General features: G+C 72.6%; 11 protein-coding genes and 1 pseudogene. 3 read left to right on the top strand and 9 right to left on the bottom strand.

What is annotated here, in order from left to right; translation table 11 throughout:
• Positions 1-51 precede the first annotated feature (51 nt).
• Positions 52-1,635, bottom strand: a complete 1,584-nt coding sequence (gene guaA / locus ABD374_RS13620; protein ID WP_344494851.1) for a glutamine-hydrolyzing GMP synthase — start codon at positions 1,633-1,635, stop codon at positions 52-54.
• 315 nt (positions 1,636-1,950) lie between these two features.
• Between guaA and ABD374_RS13615 the strand changes: the two genes are divergently transcribed.
• Positions 1,951-2,268, top strand: coding sequence for a chorismate mutase (locus ABD374_RS13615; RefSeq protein ID WP_344494849.1), 318 nt, complete (start codon positions 1,951-1,953; stop codon positions 2,266-2,268).
• A gap of 668 nt (positions 2,269-2,936) precedes the next feature.
• Positions 2,937-4,202 carry an LAETG motif-containing sortase-dependent surface protein gene (locus tag ABD374_RS13610; RefSeq protein WP_344494847.1) on the top strand — a complete coding sequence of 422 codons (1,266 nt, stop codon included), beginning with the start codon at positions 2,937-2,939 and terminating at the stop codon, positions 4,200-4,202.
• Between the two features lie 154 nt (positions 4,203-4,356).
• On the opposite strand, the gene ABD374_RS13605 is transcribed toward ABD374_RS13610, so the two are convergent.
• From ABD374_RS13605 to ABD374_RS13580, 6 genes are all read right to left on the bottom strand, one after another.
• Positions 4,357-6,195: a GMC oxidoreductase gene (locus tag ABD374_RS13605; protein WP_344494845.1), complete on the bottom strand. Its 1,839-nt coding sequence runs from the start codon at positions 6,193-6,195 to the stop codon at positions 4,357-4,359.
• A gap of 29 nt (positions 6,196-6,224) precedes the next feature.
• Entirely contained in the window at positions 6,225-7,841 is a 1,617-nt protein-coding gene (locus ABD374_RS13600; protein ID WP_344494843.1) for a succinic semialdehyde dehydrogenase, read from the bottom strand.
• 193 nt (positions 7,842-8,034) lie between these two features.
• Positions 8,035-9,636: a serine/threonine-protein kinase gene (locus ABD374_RS13595; RefSeq protein WP_344494841.1), complete on the bottom strand. Its 1,602-nt coding sequence runs from the start codon at positions 9,634-9,636 to the stop codon at positions 8,035-8,037.
• A 143-nt stretch (positions 9,637-9,779) separates the two neighbouring features.
• On the bottom strand, positions 9,780-12,374 hold the full coding sequence (locus ABD374_RS13590) for a protein kinase (RefSeq protein WP_344494839.1): 2,595 nt from the start codon (positions 12,372-12,374) through the stop codon (positions 9,780-9,782).
• A gap of 151 nt (positions 12,375-12,525) precedes the next feature.
• Complete coding sequence (locus tag ABD374_RS13585) at positions 12,526-14,445, bottom strand: serine/threonine-protein kinase (RefSeq protein WP_344494837.1); 1,920 nt, start codon at positions 14,443-14,445, stop codon at positions 12,526-12,528.
• Between the two features lie 234 nt (positions 14,446-14,679).
• Positions 14,680-16,389, bottom strand: coding sequence for a glycerol-3-phosphate dehydrogenase/oxidase (locus ABD374_RS13580; RefSeq protein WP_344494835.1), 1,710 nt, complete (start codon positions 16,387-16,389; stop codon positions 14,680-14,682).
• Positions 16,390-16,620: 231 nt separating this feature from the next.
• Here ABD374_RS13580 and ABD374_RS13575 point away from each other — a divergent pair, with 231 nt between their 5' ends.
• Complete coding sequence (locus tag ABD374_RS13575) at positions 16,621-17,883, top strand: nucleotide sugar dehydrogenase (RefSeq protein WP_344494833.1); 1,263 nt, start codon at positions 16,621-16,623, stop codon at positions 17,881-17,883.
• Positions 17,884-17,984: 101 nt separating this feature from the next.
• Here ABD374_RS13575 and ABD374_RS13570 read toward each other — a convergent pair.
• Both ABD374_RS13570 and ABD374_RS13565 read right to left on the bottom strand, forming a co-directional pair.
• Positions 17,985-18,080 (bottom strand): annotated as a pseudogene (locus ABD374_RS13570) (FG-GAP repeat protein); the annotation flags it as partial.
• Positions 18,081-18,274: 194 nt separating this feature from the next.
• Positions 18,275-19,399, bottom strand: coding sequence for a GuaB3 family IMP dehydrogenase-related protein (locus tag ABD374_RS13565; RefSeq protein ID WP_344494831.1), 1,125 nt, complete (start codon positions 19,397-19,399; stop codon positions 18,275-18,277).
• Positions 19,400-19,497: the final 98 nt, after the last annotated feature.

The following is a 19,497-nucleotide window of genomic DNA, read 5'->3' as shown; positions in this document are numbered from 1 at the left end:
TCAGACGAATGAGCGACGGCGTCGGCGTCGACCTTGCTGAGCGGGGGAGGACTACTCCCACTCGATCGTGCCCGGCGGCTTGCTCGTCACGTCGAGCACCACGCGGTTCACGTCCGCCACCTCGTTGGTGATGCGGGTGGAGATCTTCGCCAGGACGTCGTACGGCATCCGCGTCCAGTCCGCCGTCATCGCGTCCTCGGACGAGACCGGGCGCAGCACGATCGGGTGGCCGTACGTCCGGCCGTCGCCCTGGACGCCCACGGAGCGTACGTCCGCGAGCAGCACCACCGGGCACTGCCAGATGTCGCGGTCCAGACCGGCCGCCGTCAGCTCCTCGCGGGCGATCGCGTCGGCCTCGCGCAGCAGGTCCAGGCGCTCCTTGGTGACCTCGCCGACGATGCGGATGCCGAGGCCGGGGCCGGGGAACGGCTGGCGCTGGACGATCTCCTCCGGGAGGCCGAGCTCCTGGCCGACCATCCGGACCTCGTCCTTGAACAGCTGGCGCAGCGGCTCGACGAGCTCGAACTCGATGTCGTCGGGGAGGCCGCCCACGTTGTGGTGGGACTTGATGTTCGCGGTGCCGGTGCCGCCGCCGGACTCGACGACGTCCGGGTAGAGCGTGCCCTGCACGAGGAACGCGACGTCCTCGCCCTCCGCGCCGGCCTCGGCGACGATCTCCGCCTGGGCCTGCTCGAAGACGCGGATGAACTCGCGGCCGATGATCTTCCGCTTCTCCTCGGGGTCGGAGACCCCGGCGAGGGCGTTCAGGAAGCGCTCCTGCGCGTCGACGACCTTCAGCTGCACGCCGGTGGCCGCGACGAAGTCCTTCTCGACCTGCTCGGTCTCACCCTTGCGCATCAGGCCGTGGTCGACGTACACGCAGGTCAGCTGGGAACCGATGGCCTTCTGCACGAGCGCCGCCGCGACCGCGGAGTCCACGCCGCCGGACAGGCCGCAGATGGCGCGCTTGGTGCCGACCTGCGCGCGGATCGCGGCGACCTGCTCCTCGACGACGTTGGTCGTGGTCCAGTCGGGGTCGATGCCCGCGCCCCGGTAGAGGAAGTGCTCCAGGACCTGCTGGCCGTGCGTGGAGTGCATCACCTCGGGGTGGTACTGCACGCCGTACAGCTTCTTCTCGTCGTTCTCGAAGGCGGCGACCGGCACGACGTCCGTGGACGCGGTGACGCTGAAGCCCTCGGGCGCGACCGAGCAGGCGTCGCCGTGCGACATCCACACCGACTGCTCGGCGGGGGTGCCCTCGAAGAGCGTGGAGCCGGCCTTGGTGACGGCCAGAGAGGTACGCCCGTACTCGCGCGCACCGTTGTCGTCGACGGTGCCGCCGAGCGTCGTGGCCATCAGCTGGAAGCCGTAGCACATGCCGAAGACGGGGACGCCCGCCTCGAAGATCTCGCGGTCTATGGCCGGGGCGCCCTCGGCGTACACGGAGGACGGGCCGCCGGAAAGGATGATCGCCTTGGGGTTCTTGGCCAGCATCTCCGCCACCGGCATGGTGCTGGGGACGATCTCGCTGTAGACCCGGGCCTCACGGACACGGCGGGCGATGAGCTGGGCGTACTGCGCGCCGAAGTCGACAACGAGGACGGCGTCGGGGGCGGCGGGGGGCACTGCTGGCACGGGGCGGCCTTCCGGCGGTGAAGGGTGTCGGGACTGTCAATTCTACCGGGGGCGAGACATTCCCCTTGTCTCACCATACGAACCCGGCCTCGGCCGCCCGCCGACGGCAGGCCATACTGGCCCCATGCACGAGCAGCTGAGCTTCCTCTTTACCTATGGCACCCGGTCCGACCGGTGCCATGGTCGAGCTGCTTGAGCTACTGACAAGCGACTTCACAGGCGCCCCGGGCCGACAAGGCCCGGGGCGCTCTGTCGTTTCCGGACCCGGTCGCCGCCCAGGACGCCGTACCCCTTCCAGGTTCAGGAGATACGGACATGAGCACCACCACCGCCGCCCCCACCGCCACCGGTGTCACCGCCGCGGAGAAGACCGGCGCCCGCACCGACGAGGCCGCGGACCTCATCGGCAAGGCCCGGGAGCGCATCGACGCGCTCGACGACAGGATCATCGGTCTGATCCAGGAACGGATGGCCGTGTCGGCCGTCGTCCAGGAGGCCCGCCTCACCTCCGGGGGGCGCCGTGTGAACCTCTCCCGCGAGATGGAGGTCCTCGCCCACTACAGGGACGCCCTCGGAAAGCCCGGCACCGCGCTCGCGATGACGATGCTGGAACTGTGCCGGGGCCGTATCTGAGTTCGGGCACGTCCTCACCCGTACGGCGCGTGACCGGGCGCCGCGGGGCTTCGTTGGTCCCGGTGTCCGCGCCAGCCAGGGGCGGGCACGCAGGAAAGAACCACGCGTGGCTCCGCCGGGGCGTGCGACGTACCGCGTGTACGCCGTGGGACCTCGTCCCGGCGCGCGTGACCGGTCGGCAGGGGACAGCAGCCCGGTCACCCGAGGCGGCCGGTTCCGGGGACGCCGGGACCCGCCCGGCCGCGTCCCGCGGTCCGGTCCCGGGATGTGGTCGAAACTGTTGCGCGCGCCACGACCGATCCCCCACGATGCAGGGGCGGCCCGCGCCTCGAACGGCGACTGCCACCGGTCCACACCATTCGCCCGCCCACTGCCCCGCACGAGCCGGCGGCGTACCCCCGGCGCCGCTCCTCAGCACCGACGCTGCCCTGACGTCGGTGCTGACGGCCGGGCCCTGCGGACTCCGGTCCGCAGGGCCCTTCGCCTTGCGTCGGCGGACTGCGATGTGGCGCACATCACACGGGAAACCCGTGAGATTCCGGGCAACCCTTTACGCCGCCCACAGGTCATCCATGCGAACCAACGGCCACCCGTGCACCCCCACACCCACGGCGGCCCTCACATCTCGTGCCGCCGTCGCGCGGTACGCCAGACTTCCTGAGGTCTACATGAAGCTTCGCCGCGCCATGGCCCTTGCGGCCGCGACGGCCGTCATAGCTCCTGCCGCTTTCCTGGCCGCGCCCGCCGCGCACGCCGAGGGTGACTCCGCCGCCACGACGCAGACCGAGACGGCCACGACGACCGATCCGGACGAGGCGGCCGACCCCGGCGAGGCGACCGACCCGGACGGGACGAACGGCTCCGGCACGGACGACACCGAGGCTCCGGAGCCCGGCCCGGCCGGCGAGCCCGCCCCGGACGACGCCGAGAACCCGGAGCCCGGCCCGGTCACGGACCCGGAGGGCGACACCGAGGACGAGACCGGGACCGGGACCGAGAAGGACCCGGCCGGTGACACCGACCCGGAGGGCGAGGAGGACCCGGCCGACGGGAGCGACCCGGACGCCGCCCCGGACACGGACGAGGACCCGGCCGACGGGACCGACCCGGCCGGTGACACCGACCCGGAGGGCGAGGAGGACCCGGCCGACGGGACCGACCCCGGGGACGAGCCGGGCACCAAGCCCGACGAGGACCCGACGACGGACCCCGAGGACGAGTTCGACGCCTGCGAGCCGGTCGTCGACGAGGACGGGGATCTGATCGACGCCGAGTCCGCCCTCCGGCTGGACATCAACGGCCTGCCCGGCAAGATCGTCGCGGGCAGCGGCTGGCACAACTTCCGGATGACCGCCTCCAACATCACGGACGAGGCGCTCGGCGAGGTCCGCTGGATCGCCTTCGTGGACAACTACTCGGAGAGCGACAACGAGAGCGACTGGCTGAGCAACCACCTGCAGCTCCAGTACCTCGACCAGGGCACCAAGACCTGGAAGCCGCTCCAGGACGAGGAGTTCATGGGCAAGACGGAGCTCGGCGCGAAGGACGTCGTCGACATCCAGCTGCGCGTGAACATCGACGCGAAGGCTCCGTCCGGTGACAGCTTCGCCCTCGGCCTCGGCGCGTACCTCGACTCCGAAGAGGAGTGCTACCGCCAGGCGCTCGGCTTCTGGGAGTTCAGCGTCCTCGCACCGGGCGCCGACAACGAGAACCCGGGCAGGCCCACGCCGGTCGAGCCGCCCGTCGAGAAGCCCGTGGTCAGCCCCAAGGAGCCGCAGGGCGGCGCCAAGGAGATCCCGGTGACCGGCAGCCTCGCCGAGACCGGTTCCTCGTCCGCGATGCCGATGTTCGCCCTCGCGGGTGGCGCGGCCGTCGCGCTCGGCGTCGGCGCGATGTTCGTCGTACGCCGCCGCAAGGCCGGTTCCGAGGCCTGAGACGGCCCGCACGGCCGGAGACGGCCTGCATGACCCGGTGACACACCGGTAGAGCCGGTAGGAGGGGCTGCACTCGGAGGGGGGTGCAGCCCCTTTTGCCTGCCCGTAGGCCCGTCCGCCCGCTTGCCTGCCTGCCTGCCCGGCCGACGCTCACTCAGCCCTTGGGCGGGACCACCGGCATGCCGAGGAACGGCAGCTTCAGCGCGCCGAAGGCGTCCTCCGGCACCGCCGGCGCCTTCGGCGCGACCGCGACGAGGCGCTCGTACGCCGCGCCCTGCGCCGGGCGCACGTCCGGCTCGCCCTTGTTGGGCCAGTACGACATGGCCCGTTCCGCCTGTGCGGTGATCGTCAGCGACGGGTTGACGCCCAGGTTGGCGGAGACCGCGGCGCCGTCCACGACCGAGATGCCCGGGTACCCGTACAGCCGGTGGTACGGGTCGATGACGCCCTGCTCGGGGGAGGCGCCGATCGGGCAGCCGCCGAGGAAGTGCGCGGTCAGCGGGGTGCCGATCAGCTCGCCGATGTTGCTGCCGGCGAAGCCGTTGATCTCCGCGGCGAGGACCGACGCGGCGCGCGCCGCCTCGGGTATCTGCCTCGGGTTGGGCGCGCCGTGCCCCTGACGGGCGGTGAGCAGGCCCTTTCCGATGCCGCGCGGTTTGCGGTACGTCGTCAGGGAGTTGTCCAGGGACTGCATGACGAGGCCGATGATGGTCTTCTCCGACCAGCGGTGGTTGGAGAGCGAACGGGCGGTCAGCAGCGGGTGCCTGGCGGCGTGACCGAGCCAGCCGAGCACGCGGGGGAACTTCTCGGCGTACGGCACCTGGATGATGGACATGGCGCCCATCGCGTTGGAGCCCCTGCCGTAGCGGACCGGCTCGATGTGGGTGCTGGCGTCGGGGTGGACCGAGGACGTGATGGCGACGCCCCGCGTGAAGTCGACCCTCTTCGCGCCGTTCTTCGCGCCGTGCTTCTCGCGGTAGCGGCGGTCGGTGGTCTGGGCCCCGACGAGTGCCTCGGAGTTGGTGCGGGTCAGTTCGCCGAGCTTCGGGGAGATGCGGGGGAGTTCGCCGCGGTCCTTCATGGCGTGCAGGAGGGTCTGCGTGCCGTACGTACCGGCGGCGACGACGACCTGGCGGGCACGCAGGGTGCGGGGCGCGGCCTTGCGGCGGGCGTCGGTGGGGACGGTGGCGACGCGGTAGCCGCCGTCCGGGTGCTCGGCGAGACCGATGACGGAGGTCATCGGGTGGACGACCGCGCCGCCCTTCTCGGCGAGGTGGAGGTAGTTCTCGTTGAGGGTGTTCTTCGCGCCGAGGCGGCAGCCGGTCATGCACCCGCCGCACTCGGTGCAGGCCGTGCGGGACGGGCCCGCGCCGCCGAAGTAGGGGTCGGGAACCTCCGTGCCGGGCGCGGCCGTCGCACCGCCGTCGGCGTCCTCGCCGTCGCCGAAGAAGACACCGACCGGTGCCAGGTGGAAGCTGCTCCCCACCCCCATGGTCTCGGCGGCGGCCTTCAGGTGTTCGTCGGACGGCGTCATGGTCGGGTTCAGGCGCACCCCGAGCATGCGCCTGGCCTGGTCGTAGTACGGCGCCAGTTCGTCCTGCCAGTCGGTGATGCCCGCCCACTGCCGGTCCTGGAAGAAGGGGGCGGGGGGCACGTACAGGGTGTTGGCGTAGTTGAGGGAGCCGCCCCCCACGCCCGCGCCGGCCAGGACCATGACGTTCCCGAGGAGGTGCACGCGCTGGATGCCGAAGAGGCCGAGCGCGGGTGCCCACAGGTAGTTCTTGATGTCCCAGGAGGTCTTGGGCAGGGTCTCGCGGGTGAAGCGGCGGCCCGCTTCCAGGACGCCGACCCGGTACCCCTTCTCCGTCAGGCGCAGCGCGGAGACGGACCCGCCGAAGCCGGATCCGACCACGATGACGTCGTAGTCGTACGCGGAGTCGTCCGCGCGGTCGTCCGCAGCCTCCCGGCTGTGGGCAGAGCTCTCCTGGGACATGGGCGCTCCTCGTTGGAAAAAGCCTGGGATCAGCGGAAACGCAGGGTCTTGAGCGCCTTCAGACTGGTGCTCATGAGCGCCGCGTACTTCTCGTCGTCCATGCCGAAGGACGGGGCCATCGGGATCAGCCGCTGGTGGGCGACGGTCTGGGCCTCGGTGTACTTGAGGATCCCCTCGGAGCCGTGGCGGCGGCCGAGGCCCGACTCCTTCATGCCGCCCATCGGCGCCTGGACGCTGCCGTACGCCGGGGCGTAGCCCTCGTTGATGTTGACCGTGCCGGTGCGCAGCCGGGCGGCGATCGCGTGGCCGCGCTTGCCGTCCTTGGTCCATACGCTCGAATTGAGGCCGTACGGCGTGGCGTTGGCCTGCTCGACGACCTCGTCCTCGTCGGTGAAGCGGTAGAGGGAGACGACCGGGCCGAAGGTCTCCTCGGTGCACACCGCCATCGGCGCCTCGACGCCGTCCAGGATGGTCGGCTCGTAGAAGAGCGGGCCGATGTCGGGGCGGGCGACGCCGCCCGCGACGAGCGTGGCGCCCTTGGCGACGGCCTCCTCGACATGGCGCTTGACGTTCTCCAGCTGGCGCTCGCCGACGAGCGAGCCCATGTCGGCGCCGTACGCGAGGGACGCGCCGAGGCGCATCGCCTTCGTGCGGGCGGCGAACCGGGCGACGAAGTCGTCGGCGACGGACTCGTGGACGTACAGCCGCTCGATGGAGATGCACAGCTGACCGGCGGAGGAGAAGCAGGCGCGGACGGCGCCCGCCGCGGCCTTCTCCACGTCGGCGTCGGCCAGGACCAGCATGGCGTTCTTGCCGCCGAGTTCGAGGGACACGCCGATGAGGCGGGCGGCCGCGCCCTGGGCGATCTCGCGGCCGGTGCGGGTGGAGCCGGTGAAGGAGACGTAGTCGGCGTGCTTGACGATCTCGGGGCCGACGACCGGGCCCTCGCCGAGGACCACCTGGAAGACCTCGGCGGGCAGACCGGCCTCGACGAGGAGGTCGCGGGCCCACAGGGCGGTCAGCGCGGTCTCGGTGTCGGGCTTCATCACGACGGCGTTGCCGGAGACGAAGGCGGGCAGGGCGTCGCCGACCGACAGCTCCAGCGGGTAGTTCCAGGGGGCGATCTGGCCGATCACTCCGCGCGGCTGGCGCAGCTCGGTGACCTTGGTCAGGCCCGGGACGGCTCCGGTGCGCCGCCTGGGCTTAAGGTAGGAAGCGGCCTTGCGACCGTAGTGGCGGGCGGCTGTCGCGACGGCCTGGACCTCCTCGTGCGCGTGCAGACGGGCCTTGCCGGTCTCCAGCTGGACGAGGTCGAGGACCTCGGCCTGGCGCTCCAGGACGAGGTCGTGGAAGCGGAGCAGAACCGCGGCGCGCCGCCGGACGGGTACGGCGGCCCAGACGGACTGGGCGGCGCGCGCCCGCGCGAAGGCGGTGGCGACGTCCTCGGGGGTGGACCCGGGCAGGTCGGCCAGCTTCTCCCCGGTGAAGGGGGTGTGGTTGGCGGTGCGGCCGGAGCCGACCACGTCACGCGTGAGCTGTGCGACCACCTCGGGAGTGACCACATCGGCCGCGGTGCGCGCATGGGCGGGGGCGGCGGCGCGGGGGTTCGTACCGAGGGCGGCCGCGGGGGCCTGCGTGTCCGTCATGAGGGCGAGGGTAAGCCCCCTGGGAGCCTTTTGGTACCCACCGGTAACGCCTTTTCGCCGGCCCCCGATCACCGTGCCAGCATTCACTGGCACATAACCCCTGATCAGGGCTTGTGTTGCCGGCCCGGGTTTCCGGCCCGCGTGCCCGGCTCGTGTTCCGACCCGCCTCCCGGCTCGCGTCCCGGCCCGTGGTCTAGCCGCGGGTGAAGGAGTCGAGGGCGGTGTCGAAGTGCCGCTTCGCCTCGTCCTGCCGGCCGACCGGCGCGGAGACCCGCACGTCGTACATCAGACTGCCCTCCTCCCAGGCGATCTCGTACGTGTGACGGTCCTCGTCGCCCGTCTCGAACCCGTCCGCCCTGAACTCCCAGAGCGCTGCGGGCCATCCGTTGTGGGTCGTCCGGGTGACCTTGCCCTCGCGGTAACCGGGGTGGGCTTGCGGGCCGTTCGCGTGCGCCAGCCGCATCGCGCCGAGCGGCCCGCCCGCCACCGGGATCTGCTGGCGCACTCCGATCCTGACGCTCCTGTCCGGCGACATGTAGGAGACCCGGTCGTTGTCGGCCGAGCGGTGGTAGCCCTCGGGGACGGCGAGCGTGAAACCCGCGGGGTCGGTCACCTTGCGGTAGCCGGCCGGGGGCGTGCGGGCGGTGGCGCCCGTACCGGAGGAAGCCGGCGGTCCCTCGCCCTCGCCGTTGCCGTTGCCGGACACGGTCGAGGTGACCGTACGGGTGGACGCGGTGTCCGTACGCCCGTTGCCGCCGCGGCCGCCACCGCCGTCGTCGCCGTCGAGGAAGAGCGCCGCGGTCCCCGCGCCCGCCCCCGCCGTCACGACGACGAGGGCGCCCGCGACGAGCGCGCCCCGGACGCCGCCGGCCCGGGGCCGCGCCGCCGGCCCGGGGGTGAGCGGAAGGTTCGGCTGCGTGGCCGAATAAGGCGCTTCGGGAGCCACTCCGGTGGCGAGGACGGCGAGCAGCAGCCGCTCCGTCTCGGCCGCGCCGAGCCTGCGCTCCGGATCGCGCTCCAACAGGCGCTGTACGACGGGGAGCAGCGGGCCCGCGGCCACGGGTGCCTGGATCGGGTCGTGCATGACCGCGCAGAGCACCCCGCCCAGCGAGTCGCGGTGGAACGGCGACTCGCCGCTCACCGCCGTGCACAGCAGCACCCCGAGCGACCACATGTCGGACGCCGGTCCCGCGCCGACGCCCTCCATGCGCTCGGGCGCGGTGTACTCGGGCGAGCCGACGAAGGACCCGGCGTTGGTGATCGTCGTACCGCCGGACAGCCGCGCGACCCCGAAGTCGGTGAGGACGACGCGGCCGCTGCCCGCCTCCAGCAGGACGTTGGCGGGCTTGAGGTCACGGTGCAGTACGCCGCGCTCATGGGCCATGCGCAACGCTCTGACCAGCGCGAGACCGATCCTCGCCGCCTCGCGGGGAGCGACGGGCCCTTCGGCCGCGATGCGGTCCGCGAGCGAATCGCCGTCGATCAGCTCCATGATGATGTACGACAGCCCGGTGCCGGGGTCCTCGACGATGTCGTGCACGACGATCACATGCGGGTGGACCAGCTGGGCCACGGTCCTGGCCTCCCGCAGTGCCCGCTCGCGCCGCATCTGCGCGTCGGCGGCGGTCGAGCCGGGTTCGTCGCCGCCGAAGTGGAGTTCCTTGACGGCGACCTGCCGGTCGAGCAGTTCGTCGGTCGCCTGCCAGACGGTGCCCATGCCGCCGCTGCCCAGCCGGTCACCGATGCGGTAGCGCCCGGCGATCAGCCGGCTGCCGCCCACGGCCTCGCCGGTCATGCGGTGTGAGTGGTCCACGTTCCCTGCCCCGCGTCTACGGCTGCCAGATTACGGAGCGGAAGACGGCCATGGAACCTCGTCACTCTCACGTGTCCCAATGTGATCGGTCTCCGGGCGCGTGGCGCGGCCTCCGGGCGGGCCGGTCAACCCGTCACCCGGTAGGTCTCCGTGGCCTGCTCGTAGATCTCGGTGATCTCGTCGCGCTGCGCCTCGGGGCCGATCACCTGGACCACGTGGTACCGGTCGCCGACGATCATCGCGAGGTTGCGGACGTACACATCGCGCCCGCTGCTGTCCTGCCAGGTGAACTGGCCCTCCGCCATGGCCCGCCCGCCCACGTCGATGCGGCGCAGCCCGTTCTGCGTGGACCAGGAGGAGTCCCTGACGGGCTGGAGCTCCCGTTCCTTCCTCAGCTGGTAGTCCATCGGGTCGCCGCCCTGCTCCGTGACGGAGTCCCGGCCGGGAACGATCACCAGCTCGAACTCGCCGCCGCGGTAACGGACCTGTCCGGCGTCGTTGATCGGCCGCCGCTCCCAGTCCTTGCCGACGGCTGTCTGGAAACCCTCGGGATCCTTGCGGATCCCGTACCCCTCGGCGACATCGGCGGCCGGGGCGGAGGTCTGCGGCTGCTGGGCGCCGGACGACTCCGGGGTTTTCCGGGGGGTCTCCCCCGGTGCCTTCTCCGGAGCCTTCTCCGCAGGCGGCGCGGGCGCGCCGGTGCTCCTGCTGTCGCCCGCGTTCTCGGGGGTGCCCTGGCTCCGGCCCTGCTCACCGGCGCTCGGCATGAAGACCATGGCGTAGACGAGCGCGGCGGCCAGGCCGAGGAGGATCAGGAGCAGGAGCGTACGCCCGAGCGACCGGGGGCCGCCGCGCTGCTTCTTCTGGATCCGCGGCTCCTTGATGCGCGGCTCCCGCTCCCACTCCCGCTCCCGGGGAGGCCGCGGCGCTCTCGGCTCCCCCTTGCCCCCGGCCCTGGTCTTCTTGTGCCGGTGGCGCCCGGGCGCGTCGGCCGCCCCGGCACGGCGCCTGCGTACGAGCTCACCGCGGCGGCGCACGATCGGGAGCCGTGTGGCGTCGGCGGACGGCAGCGGCACGACGTCCGCACCGGCATCCGGCTCGGGGGCGGACCGGACGAGCGAGCGGAGCCAGCCGCGCACCTCCTCGAAGTCGGGCCGCTCGGTGGGGTCCTGGCGCAGCAGCGATTCGACGACGGGCCGCAAAGGGCCGCACTCCTCGGCGAAGGCGGGCGGCTCGGCGCAGACGAGCTGCACCAGCTCGATGGCGCTCTCCTCCGGGTACGGGGCGTGGCCCTGCACGGTACGGAAGAGCAGCGCGCCCAGGGCCCAGAGGTCGGTGGAGGGGCCGATGGGCGGGGCGAGCTGCCAGTTCTCGTGGACGGACCCGGCCTGTTCGGGGGCCCAGCGCTCGGTGACGGCGCCGACGACGGCGATCCGTGCCTGCCGGGCACGCTCGGCGGCGAGCGGAGTGGCGGGCCCGCGGTGCGCGGGGGTCCGCCCGCCCGCCACGAACTCGTCCCAGCCGCGGGCCTCTTCCTGGACCCGGCTCTGCTCCTGGCGCTGCCCCAGGCCCTGGCCCTGTCCCTGTCCCTGCGCCGGGCTGTGGCGCAGGCCGTCGGCGCGCATGGCGTCGCCTGCTCCGGGACGGGAGGCCGCACCGTGCCGGGCGCCGGCCGGCTCCGGGCGCTCGGTGGGCGCGGGTCCGGATGCGGGGTCGGAGTGCGTGGGATGGGGATACGTCGTCGGATCGGGGCCGGGGCCGGGGCCGGGGTCGACGTACGGGCTGATCGCGCGCGGTCCCCCGGCCGGGCGCGGCATCGCGCGCTGCGCCGGGAGCGGGCCCGCGCCGCCGCCCGGGCGCTGCTCCTCGCCGGCCCGGGCCGCCGCACGGGCTCCCGCGCGGTACGCCGCTATCGCCCCGGCGCGAGCGGCACGGACCTCGGCGGCGGCGTTCCCTCCTCCGGCCGGCAACGCGGCGCGCGCGCCGGGGCCGTGCCCGGAGCCAGGAGCTGCGCCGGGGTCGTGCGGCGTGGACTCCGCCCCACGGCTGCCTCCGGCCGTCCCGTGCCCCGGCGGTCCGGCGTCGCCCCAGCCACCGTCGCTCTCCTCCGCCTCCACCACCGGCTCCGGCACGGGGGCGTACCCGCAGAGCGCCTCCTCCGCCGCGCCGGCCGCGAGCCCGGTCAGGACGATGCGGCCGTCGTCGCAGACGAGCACCGTGCGGACGGTGATGTTCCGGTGGGTCCAGCCGTGCGCGTGCAGCACCCGCAGCGCGGTGAGCACGTCGGAGGCGATCTCCGCCGCCCGGTAGGGGTTCAGGGGTTTCTCGGCGAGCAGTGCCGCCAGCGGCCGCGCCGCCACCAGTTCGCTCACGATCCAGAGCGAGCCGCCCTCGGCGAAGACGTCGAAGACCTGGTCGAGTCTGGGGTGGTCGGGAATCTGCGCGGCGGCCTGCGCCGCCTCGACGGCCCGCCGCACGGCGGGGTCGGCGGGCCGCCGCGTCGTGCGCCCGGCGGCATGCCGCCGGGCCGCCGCGTCGCCACTGCCCTCGCCGTCCAGGAACTCCGCGTCCACGACCTCGGGCAACGGCACCTGGCGGACCAGGACTTCCTGGCCGCTGTAGGTGTCGAAGGCCCTGGTCTCGACCAGTTCGTAGGCCTCGGAAGGCGGCAGCGGAAGGCGGTAGCGGTCGGCAAGTACCCGTCCCGCGTAGTCGTCCACGCCGCCTCCCCAGAGCGCGCTGTTCCCCCGGCCCAGTCTGACCGCGTCAAGTCGTCCGTTCCGGTCGCGTACGGTCAGCCCACGAGCTCTCACGATACGTGGCTGGGACCGACCGCGCCGCCGGGTCCGGGCAACCCGGCGGTTCTGTCCGTCAGCCCTTCGGCGCGAAGGTGTCGAACGCGGTCTCGCGCAGCGTCCGGCACTCGTCGCCGTTCCACTCGCTCGCCTTGCAGCTGATCATGATCGAGTAGCCGCGCTTCGCGTCCACCTTGAAGCCCCGGTTCAGGACGTGCACCCGCATGCCCCGCACGTCGCGCTCGAACTCCCAGTCCGCGGTGGTGGGATATCCGTTGTAGTCGACGGGCCGTATTCCGAGGTGCTTGTAGTTGTTGCTGGTCGCGGCGACCCCGGCCCGGGCCGCGGTCCAGGCCGCGCGCGCGTCGCCCCCGGGGCTGCCGGTGAAGTCGACCTGGACGCGCGGGTACCCGCCGTCCTTGTTGTATATGCCGCCGGAGTTCGTGCCCGCTATGCCGTTGCGCTGGAACCCCTTGGGCATCGCCATGGTGAAGTGGAACCGGTCGTCGCCGACCTTCACGTACCCGTCGGGCAGCCCGCCGCCCTTCGACGGACCGTCCGTTTCGGACTCGCCCGGATCCTGGCTGCCGTCGCCCTTGCCCCCGTCCTTGCCGGGGTCCTCGGACCGGCTCTGGCCGGCACCCGGGGACTGGCCCTGCTCCTCGCCCTTCCCGCCGTCCGTTTCCGTGCCCGTGCCCGTGCTTTCGTCGCCCTTGCCATCGCCGCCGGCCGTGGCGCCGCTCGAAGCGGACGTCCCGTCCTTGGACTTGCCCTGCGTGGTGTCGTCGGGGCCATTGCTCAGCGCGACGACGAGCACGGTACCGATCACGGCGAGCGCCGCGACCACCGCCACGAGCACCAGGGTGCGTCGCGGTACGACGTCGGTCAGCGAGGCCCGCTCCGGCGGCCTCGGGCCCGGCGCGGACTGCGACTGCTGCGCCTCCCGGGTGCGGTTCTGCCCGGTCTGCTTCTGCTTGGCGGACTGGGCCGCCGCCGCGTTGCGTACGGACTTCAGCGCGCCCCGGACCCGCTCGCCGGCGTCCGTCGCCGCGTCGTTCCCGGGCGGCCGTACCGCGTTGAGCACGTCCTCGGGCACGGGCGGCAGTGCCACCACCCGCGTCGCCTCGGGCGACGGCTCGGGCGCGGCCGGTTTGCCGGGCAGGCTGACCACGTCGTTGAGGAGCGCCCGCGCGCCCGCCTCGTCGAGCCGCTGCCCGGGGTCCTTGGCCAGCAGGCCGTAGATCACCTCTTCCAGCGGTCCCGCGTTCTTGGGCGGGTCGAGCGGTTCGGTCATCACGGCCGTGAGGGTCGCGATCGCGGACCCCTTGTCGTACGGCGGGGTGCCCTCCACCGACGCGTACAGCAGGCCGCCCAGCGACCACAGGTCGGCGGCCGGGCCCGGCTTGTGGCCACGGGCCCGCTCCGGCGAGATGTACGAGGGGGCGCCCACCAGCATGCCGGTCGAGGTGATCGACGGGTCGCCCTCGACCTGCGCGATGCCGAAGTCGGTCAGCACGACCCGGCCGTCCTCGGCGATCAGCACGTTGGACGGCTTCACGTCGCGGTGCAGGATGCCCTCGCGGTGCGCGGCGCGCAGGACGTCGAGGACGGCGAGACCCACCTCGGCGGCGCGACGCGGCGTCAGCACCCCGTCCTCGCGCACGGCTTCGGCGAGCGACTTGCCCTCGATCAGCTCCATGACGATCCACGGCCGGTCGTCCTCGTCGACCACGTCGTAGACGGTCACGGCGCCGCTGTTGCGGATCCGGGCGATCGCCTTCGCCTCACGCAGCGTGCGCGTGATGAGCCGGCGCTTCTCCTCGTCGTCGATGCTCGTGGGGAAGCGCAGTTCCTTCACGGCGACGGTGCGGCCCAGCGTCTCGTCGACGGCGCGCCAGACCGTGCCCATGCCGCCCCGGCCGAGCACCTTTCCCAGCCGGTACCGCCCGGCGAGAAGACGCCCCTTGGTGTCCTTGGACTGCTCCGCCTCCGACATGCGTCCCCTCTGCGATCCCTGATCTTCGCCCGCGATGGCTGCGTTCCAGGGTGATGCAGTAACCCGCCCTGGCAGAGCAATCATTGTCCCTCACCGCGCGACCGATCGTGGTCCCGGGTCGCCGGCTCCTTTCCACGGCACCGACAAAAGGGACCCCTTCCAGTTCACAGCAGTGCCAGGGCGGCTCCACAGAATCTCCTGGCACCAGAACCCGGTTCCCCGCCCGTGGCCGGATCACTGCAACGGCACGATGTCCGGCGCTCCCAGCCGCGCCGCGTCCGCCGTCAGGTCGTCCGGCTGGCGCTGCGACTCCCGCTCCGCCTCGACCCGCTTCTGGTAGTGCGCGACCTCCTTCTCGATCTGTCCCTCGTCCCACCCGAGCACCGGCGCCATCAGCTCCGCGCACTCGCGCGCGCTGCGCGTTCCCCGGTCGAAGGTCTCGATGGAGATGCGCGTGCGCCGGGTCAGTACGTCGTCGAGGTGGCGCGCGCCCTCGTGCGAGGCGGCGTAGACCACCTCCGCCCGCAGGTAGTCGTCCGCCGCGCTCAGCGGTTCGGCCAGCGACGGATCGCGGGCGATCAGGTCCAGCAGTTCCTCGGTGAGCGAGCCGTACCGGTTCAACAGGTGCTCCACGCGCACCACATGGAGCCCCGCGCGCGCCGCGATCCGCGCCCGCGCGTTCCACAGCGCCCGGTACCCCTCGGCCCCGACGAGCGGCACGTCCTCCGTCACGCACGCGGCGACCCGCTGGTCGAGGGCGTGCACCGCCTCGTCCACGGCGTCCTTCGCCATCACCCGGTACGTCGTGTACTTGCCGCCCGCGACCACGACGAGCCCCGGCACCGGATGCGCCACCGTGTGCTCGCGCGAGAGCTTGCTGGTGGCGTCCGACTCCCCGGCCAGCAGTGGCCGCAGGCCGGCGTACACGCCCTGGACGTCGTCACGGGTCAGCGGCACCGCCAGCACCGTGTTCACGTGCTCCAGCAGGTAGTCGATGTCCGCGCTGGACGCCGCCGGATGCGCCTTGTCCAGGCTCCAGTCCGTGTCGGTCGTCCCCACGATCCAGTGGCGTCCCCACGGAATGACGAACAGCACCGACTTCTCGGTCCGCAGGATCAGTCCGGTCGACGAGTGGATCCGGTCCTTCGGGACCACCAGGTGGATGCCCTTGGACGCCCGGACGTGGAACTGCCCGCGCTCGCCGATCAGCGCCTGGGTGTCGTCCGTCCACACACCGGTCGCGTTGACGACCTGCCTGGCCCGGACCTCGTACTCCCCGCCGCCCTCGACATCCTGCACCCGCGCCCCGACGACCCGCTCGCCCTCGCGCAGGAAGCCGGTCACCCGGGCCCGGTTGGCGACCTGTGCGCCGTACTGCGACGCCGTGCGCACCAGCGTCGCCACATACCGCGCGTCGTCCATCTGGGCGTCGTAGTACTGCAACGCGCCGACCAGCGCCTCCTTCTTCAGCGCGGGAGCGACCCGCAGCGCGCGCTTACGGGTCAGGTGACGGTGCATCGGCAGTCCGCGCCCGTGCCCGGACGACACCGACATCGCGTCGTACAGCGCCACACCCGATCCGGCGTACCACCGCTCCCACCCCTTGTGCTGGAGCGGGTAGAGGAACGGCACCGGCTTCACCAGATGCGGTGCCAGCCGTCCGAGGAGCAGTCCGCGCTCCTTCAGCGCCTCCCGTACGAGGGCGAAGTCGAGCATCTCGAGATAGCGCAGCCCGCCGTGGATCAGCTTGCTCGACCGGCTCGACGTGCCCGAGGCCCAGTCCCGCGCCTCGACCAGGCCGGTCGCCAGCCCGCGCGTGACGGCGTCGAGGGCCGTCCCCGCACCGACCACTCCGGCGCCCACGACCAGCACGTCCAGTTCACGCTCGGCCATCGCCGCGAGCGCCTCGGCGCGCTCGGCGGGCCCCAGTGTCGCTGTCCTCACTGCTGCCTCCCGCAGTCGTCGGGTGGTCGGGAACACATCCCCGCCCTTTCGATTCTGTCCGCAGGGCCCGCATTCAGCCACCGCCTGTGGACAACACTCCCGCGCCCCGGCCGCACACAATGCCGCATAACGGTCATATTTACGCTTAGTCTGACATTGCGCTCGCCCGAACTGTCCACAGGGTTTGCGCGTTGCCTCCCCTCCGGCTATTGGGAAGGACGGCCCACCGCCATGCCCGCAGATCTCGCCGTCATCGGACTCGGCCACCTCGGCCTGCCCCTGGCCCAGGCCGCGGTCGCCTCCGGCATCGACACCCTCGGCTACGACACCGACCCGCACCTCCTCGCGGACCTCGCCGCGGGACGCACCCCGGGCGACGGCTCCCTCACCGCCGCCGACCTGCGCCGCATGCTGGCCGGGGGCTTCCGTACCGTCAGGGCGCCGGCCGAGCTCGGCCGGGTCCGTACCGCGGTCATCTGCGCCCCCACCCCGCTCGGCGCCGACCGTACGCTCGACCTCAGCGCCGTCGGCGAAGCCGCCAGGGTCCTGGCGGCACAGCTGCGCCCGCACACCACCGTGCTGCTCGAATCCGCCGCCTACCCCGGTACCACGGAAGAATTCCTCCGTCCCATCCTGGAAGAGGGCTCCGGGCTGCGGGCGGGCCGCGACTTCCACCTCGCGTACTCCCCCAGTCGGGTGGATCCCGGCAACCGGCTCCACACCTACGCCGGCACCCCGCAGGTCATCGGCGGCCTCACCCCCGCCTGCACCGAATCGGCCGCCGCCTTCTACGGGCGCCTGACCGACAAGGTGGTCCGGGCACGGGGCCCGCGCGAGGCCGAGACCGTCGGCGTACTCGAAACCAACTACCGGCACGTGAACATCGCGCTGGTCAACGAGATGGCCGTGCTCTGCCACGACCTCGGCGTCGACCTCTGGGACGTCATCCGCTGCGCCGAGACCAAGCCCTTCGGCTTCCAGTCGTTCCGCCCGGGCCCCGGCGTCGGCGGCCACGGCGTCCCCGTCGACCCGAACTACATCCCGCACAGCAGCACCACCCCCGGCCACCCGCTGCGCATGGTCGGCCTCGCGCAGGAGATCAACGGCCGGATGCCGCAGTACGTCATCCAGCGCTGCGCCACGCTCCTCAACGAGCACGGCAAGTCCGCCCGCGGCGCCCGCGTCCTGCTCCTCGGCGTCACCTACAAGCCGGACCTGGCCGACCAGCAGGGCGCCCCGGCCCAGGAGATCGCCACCCGCCTGATGGACCTGGGCGCCCAGGTCGGCTACCACGACCCGCACGTCCCCCACTGGCGCGTCCGCGACGTCCCGGTCCCCCGCGCCGACTCCCTCTACGAGGCCGCCGCCAACGCCGACCTGACCGTGCTCCTGCAGAACCACCGCACGTACGACCTCCAGGCCCTCGCGGTGAAGGCCCAGCTCCTGCTCGACACCCGGGGCGCGACCCCGACGGGCGCGAGCCACCGCCTCTGACGCCGGGAAGACGGCGGTCCTGGAAAGCCGCGGAGGACCGGTCGGCCGCAGGACGTATCGCATTGCGGGCCGGTGGCCGGCCCGCACCCGACGGAGACGCCGCCGGCCTTCTTCAGACCGGCGACGGTGGCGGATTCCGCGCTGGTCGCGAGGTCGGGGTGGCCGTCCCCGTTGAAGTCCGCGGTCGTACGGTCCACCGGTACCGGTACCGGTGGACCGTACGACCGCGGCCGGATCGGTGCCGACGCGGCCCAGGCCGGTCTTCGAACGGCCCGATCGGCCGCGCGAAGACCAGAACACACGCTCTGCGGGAAGGATCGGGGGGCCGCCCAGCACTTCGCCCCGCCCGGAAGCCCGGCGGGGCGAGGTGTCGGATCCGTACGCGAAGGGGTCAGCGCTTGTGCTCGGCCGGGGAGACCGTCACCTCGACGCGCTGGAACTCCTTGAGCTCGCTGTAGCCCGTCGTCGCCATCGAGCGGCGCAGCGCGCCGAAGAGGTTCATCGAGCCGTCCGGGGTGTGCGACGGGCCGAGGAGGATCTCCTCGGTCGTGCCGACCGCGCCCAGGTCCATGCGCTTTCCGCGCGGCACGTCCTCGTGGACGGCCTCCATGCCCCAGTGGTGGCCGCGCCCCGGCGCGTCCGTCGCGCGGGCCAGCGGCGAGCCCATCATCACGGCGTCCGCGCCGCAGGCGATGGCCTTCGGGAGGTCGCCGGACCAGCCCACGCCGCCGTCGGCGATGACGTGCACGTACCGGCCGCCGGACTCGTCCATGTAGTCGCGGCGGGCCGCGGCCACGTCGGCGACGGCGGTGGCCATCGGGACCTGGATGCCCAGCACGTTGCGCGTGGTGTGCGCGGCGCCGCCGCCGAAGCCGACGAGGACACCGGCCGCGCCCGTACGCATCAGGTGCAGCGCGGCGGTGTACGTCGCGCAGCCGCCCACGATGACCGGGACGTCGAGCTCGTAGATGAACTGCTTGAGGTTCAGCGGCTCGGCGGCGCCCGACACGTGCTCGGCGGAGACCGTGGTCCCGCGGATCACGAAGATGTCGACACCGGCGTCCACGACGGCCTTGGAGAACTCGGCCGTACGCTGCGGAGACAGCGCGGCGGCGGTGACCACACCCGAGTCGCGCACCTCCTTGATGCGCTGCCCGATCAGGTCCGCCTGGATGGGAGCGGCGTAGATCTCCTGGAGGCGACGGGTCGCGGTCTCGCCGTCGAGCTCCGCGATCTCCTGGAGGAGCGGCTCCGGATCCTCGTACCGCGTCCACAGACCTTCGAGGTTCAGTACGCCCAGACCGCCCAGCTCACCGATGCGGATGGCGGTCTTGGGCGAGACGACCGAGTCCATCGGAGCGGCCAGGAAGGGCAGCTCGAAGCGGTAGGCGTCGATCTGCCAGGCGATCGAGACCTCCTTCGGGTCCCGGGTGCGCCGGCTCGGCACGATGGCGATGTCGTCGAACGCGTACGCCCTGCGGCCGCGCTTGCCGCGCCCGATCTCGATCTCAGTCACGTGTGTGGCCTTTCCCTCTCGGTATGCCGTTCCAGTATCCCCGACACACACGCGAGGGGCGGCCCCGGGAATCTCCGGGGCCGCCCCTCGCGTGTGGG

Origin of the sequence: Streptomyces enissocaesilis, assembly GCF_039533765.1 — a bacterium.
Lineage (GTDB): Bacteria > Actinomycetota > Actinomycetes > Streptomycetales > Streptomycetaceae > Streptomyces > Streptomyces enissocaesilis.
This window is presented reverse-complemented; position numbering and strand designations above follow the sequence as displayed.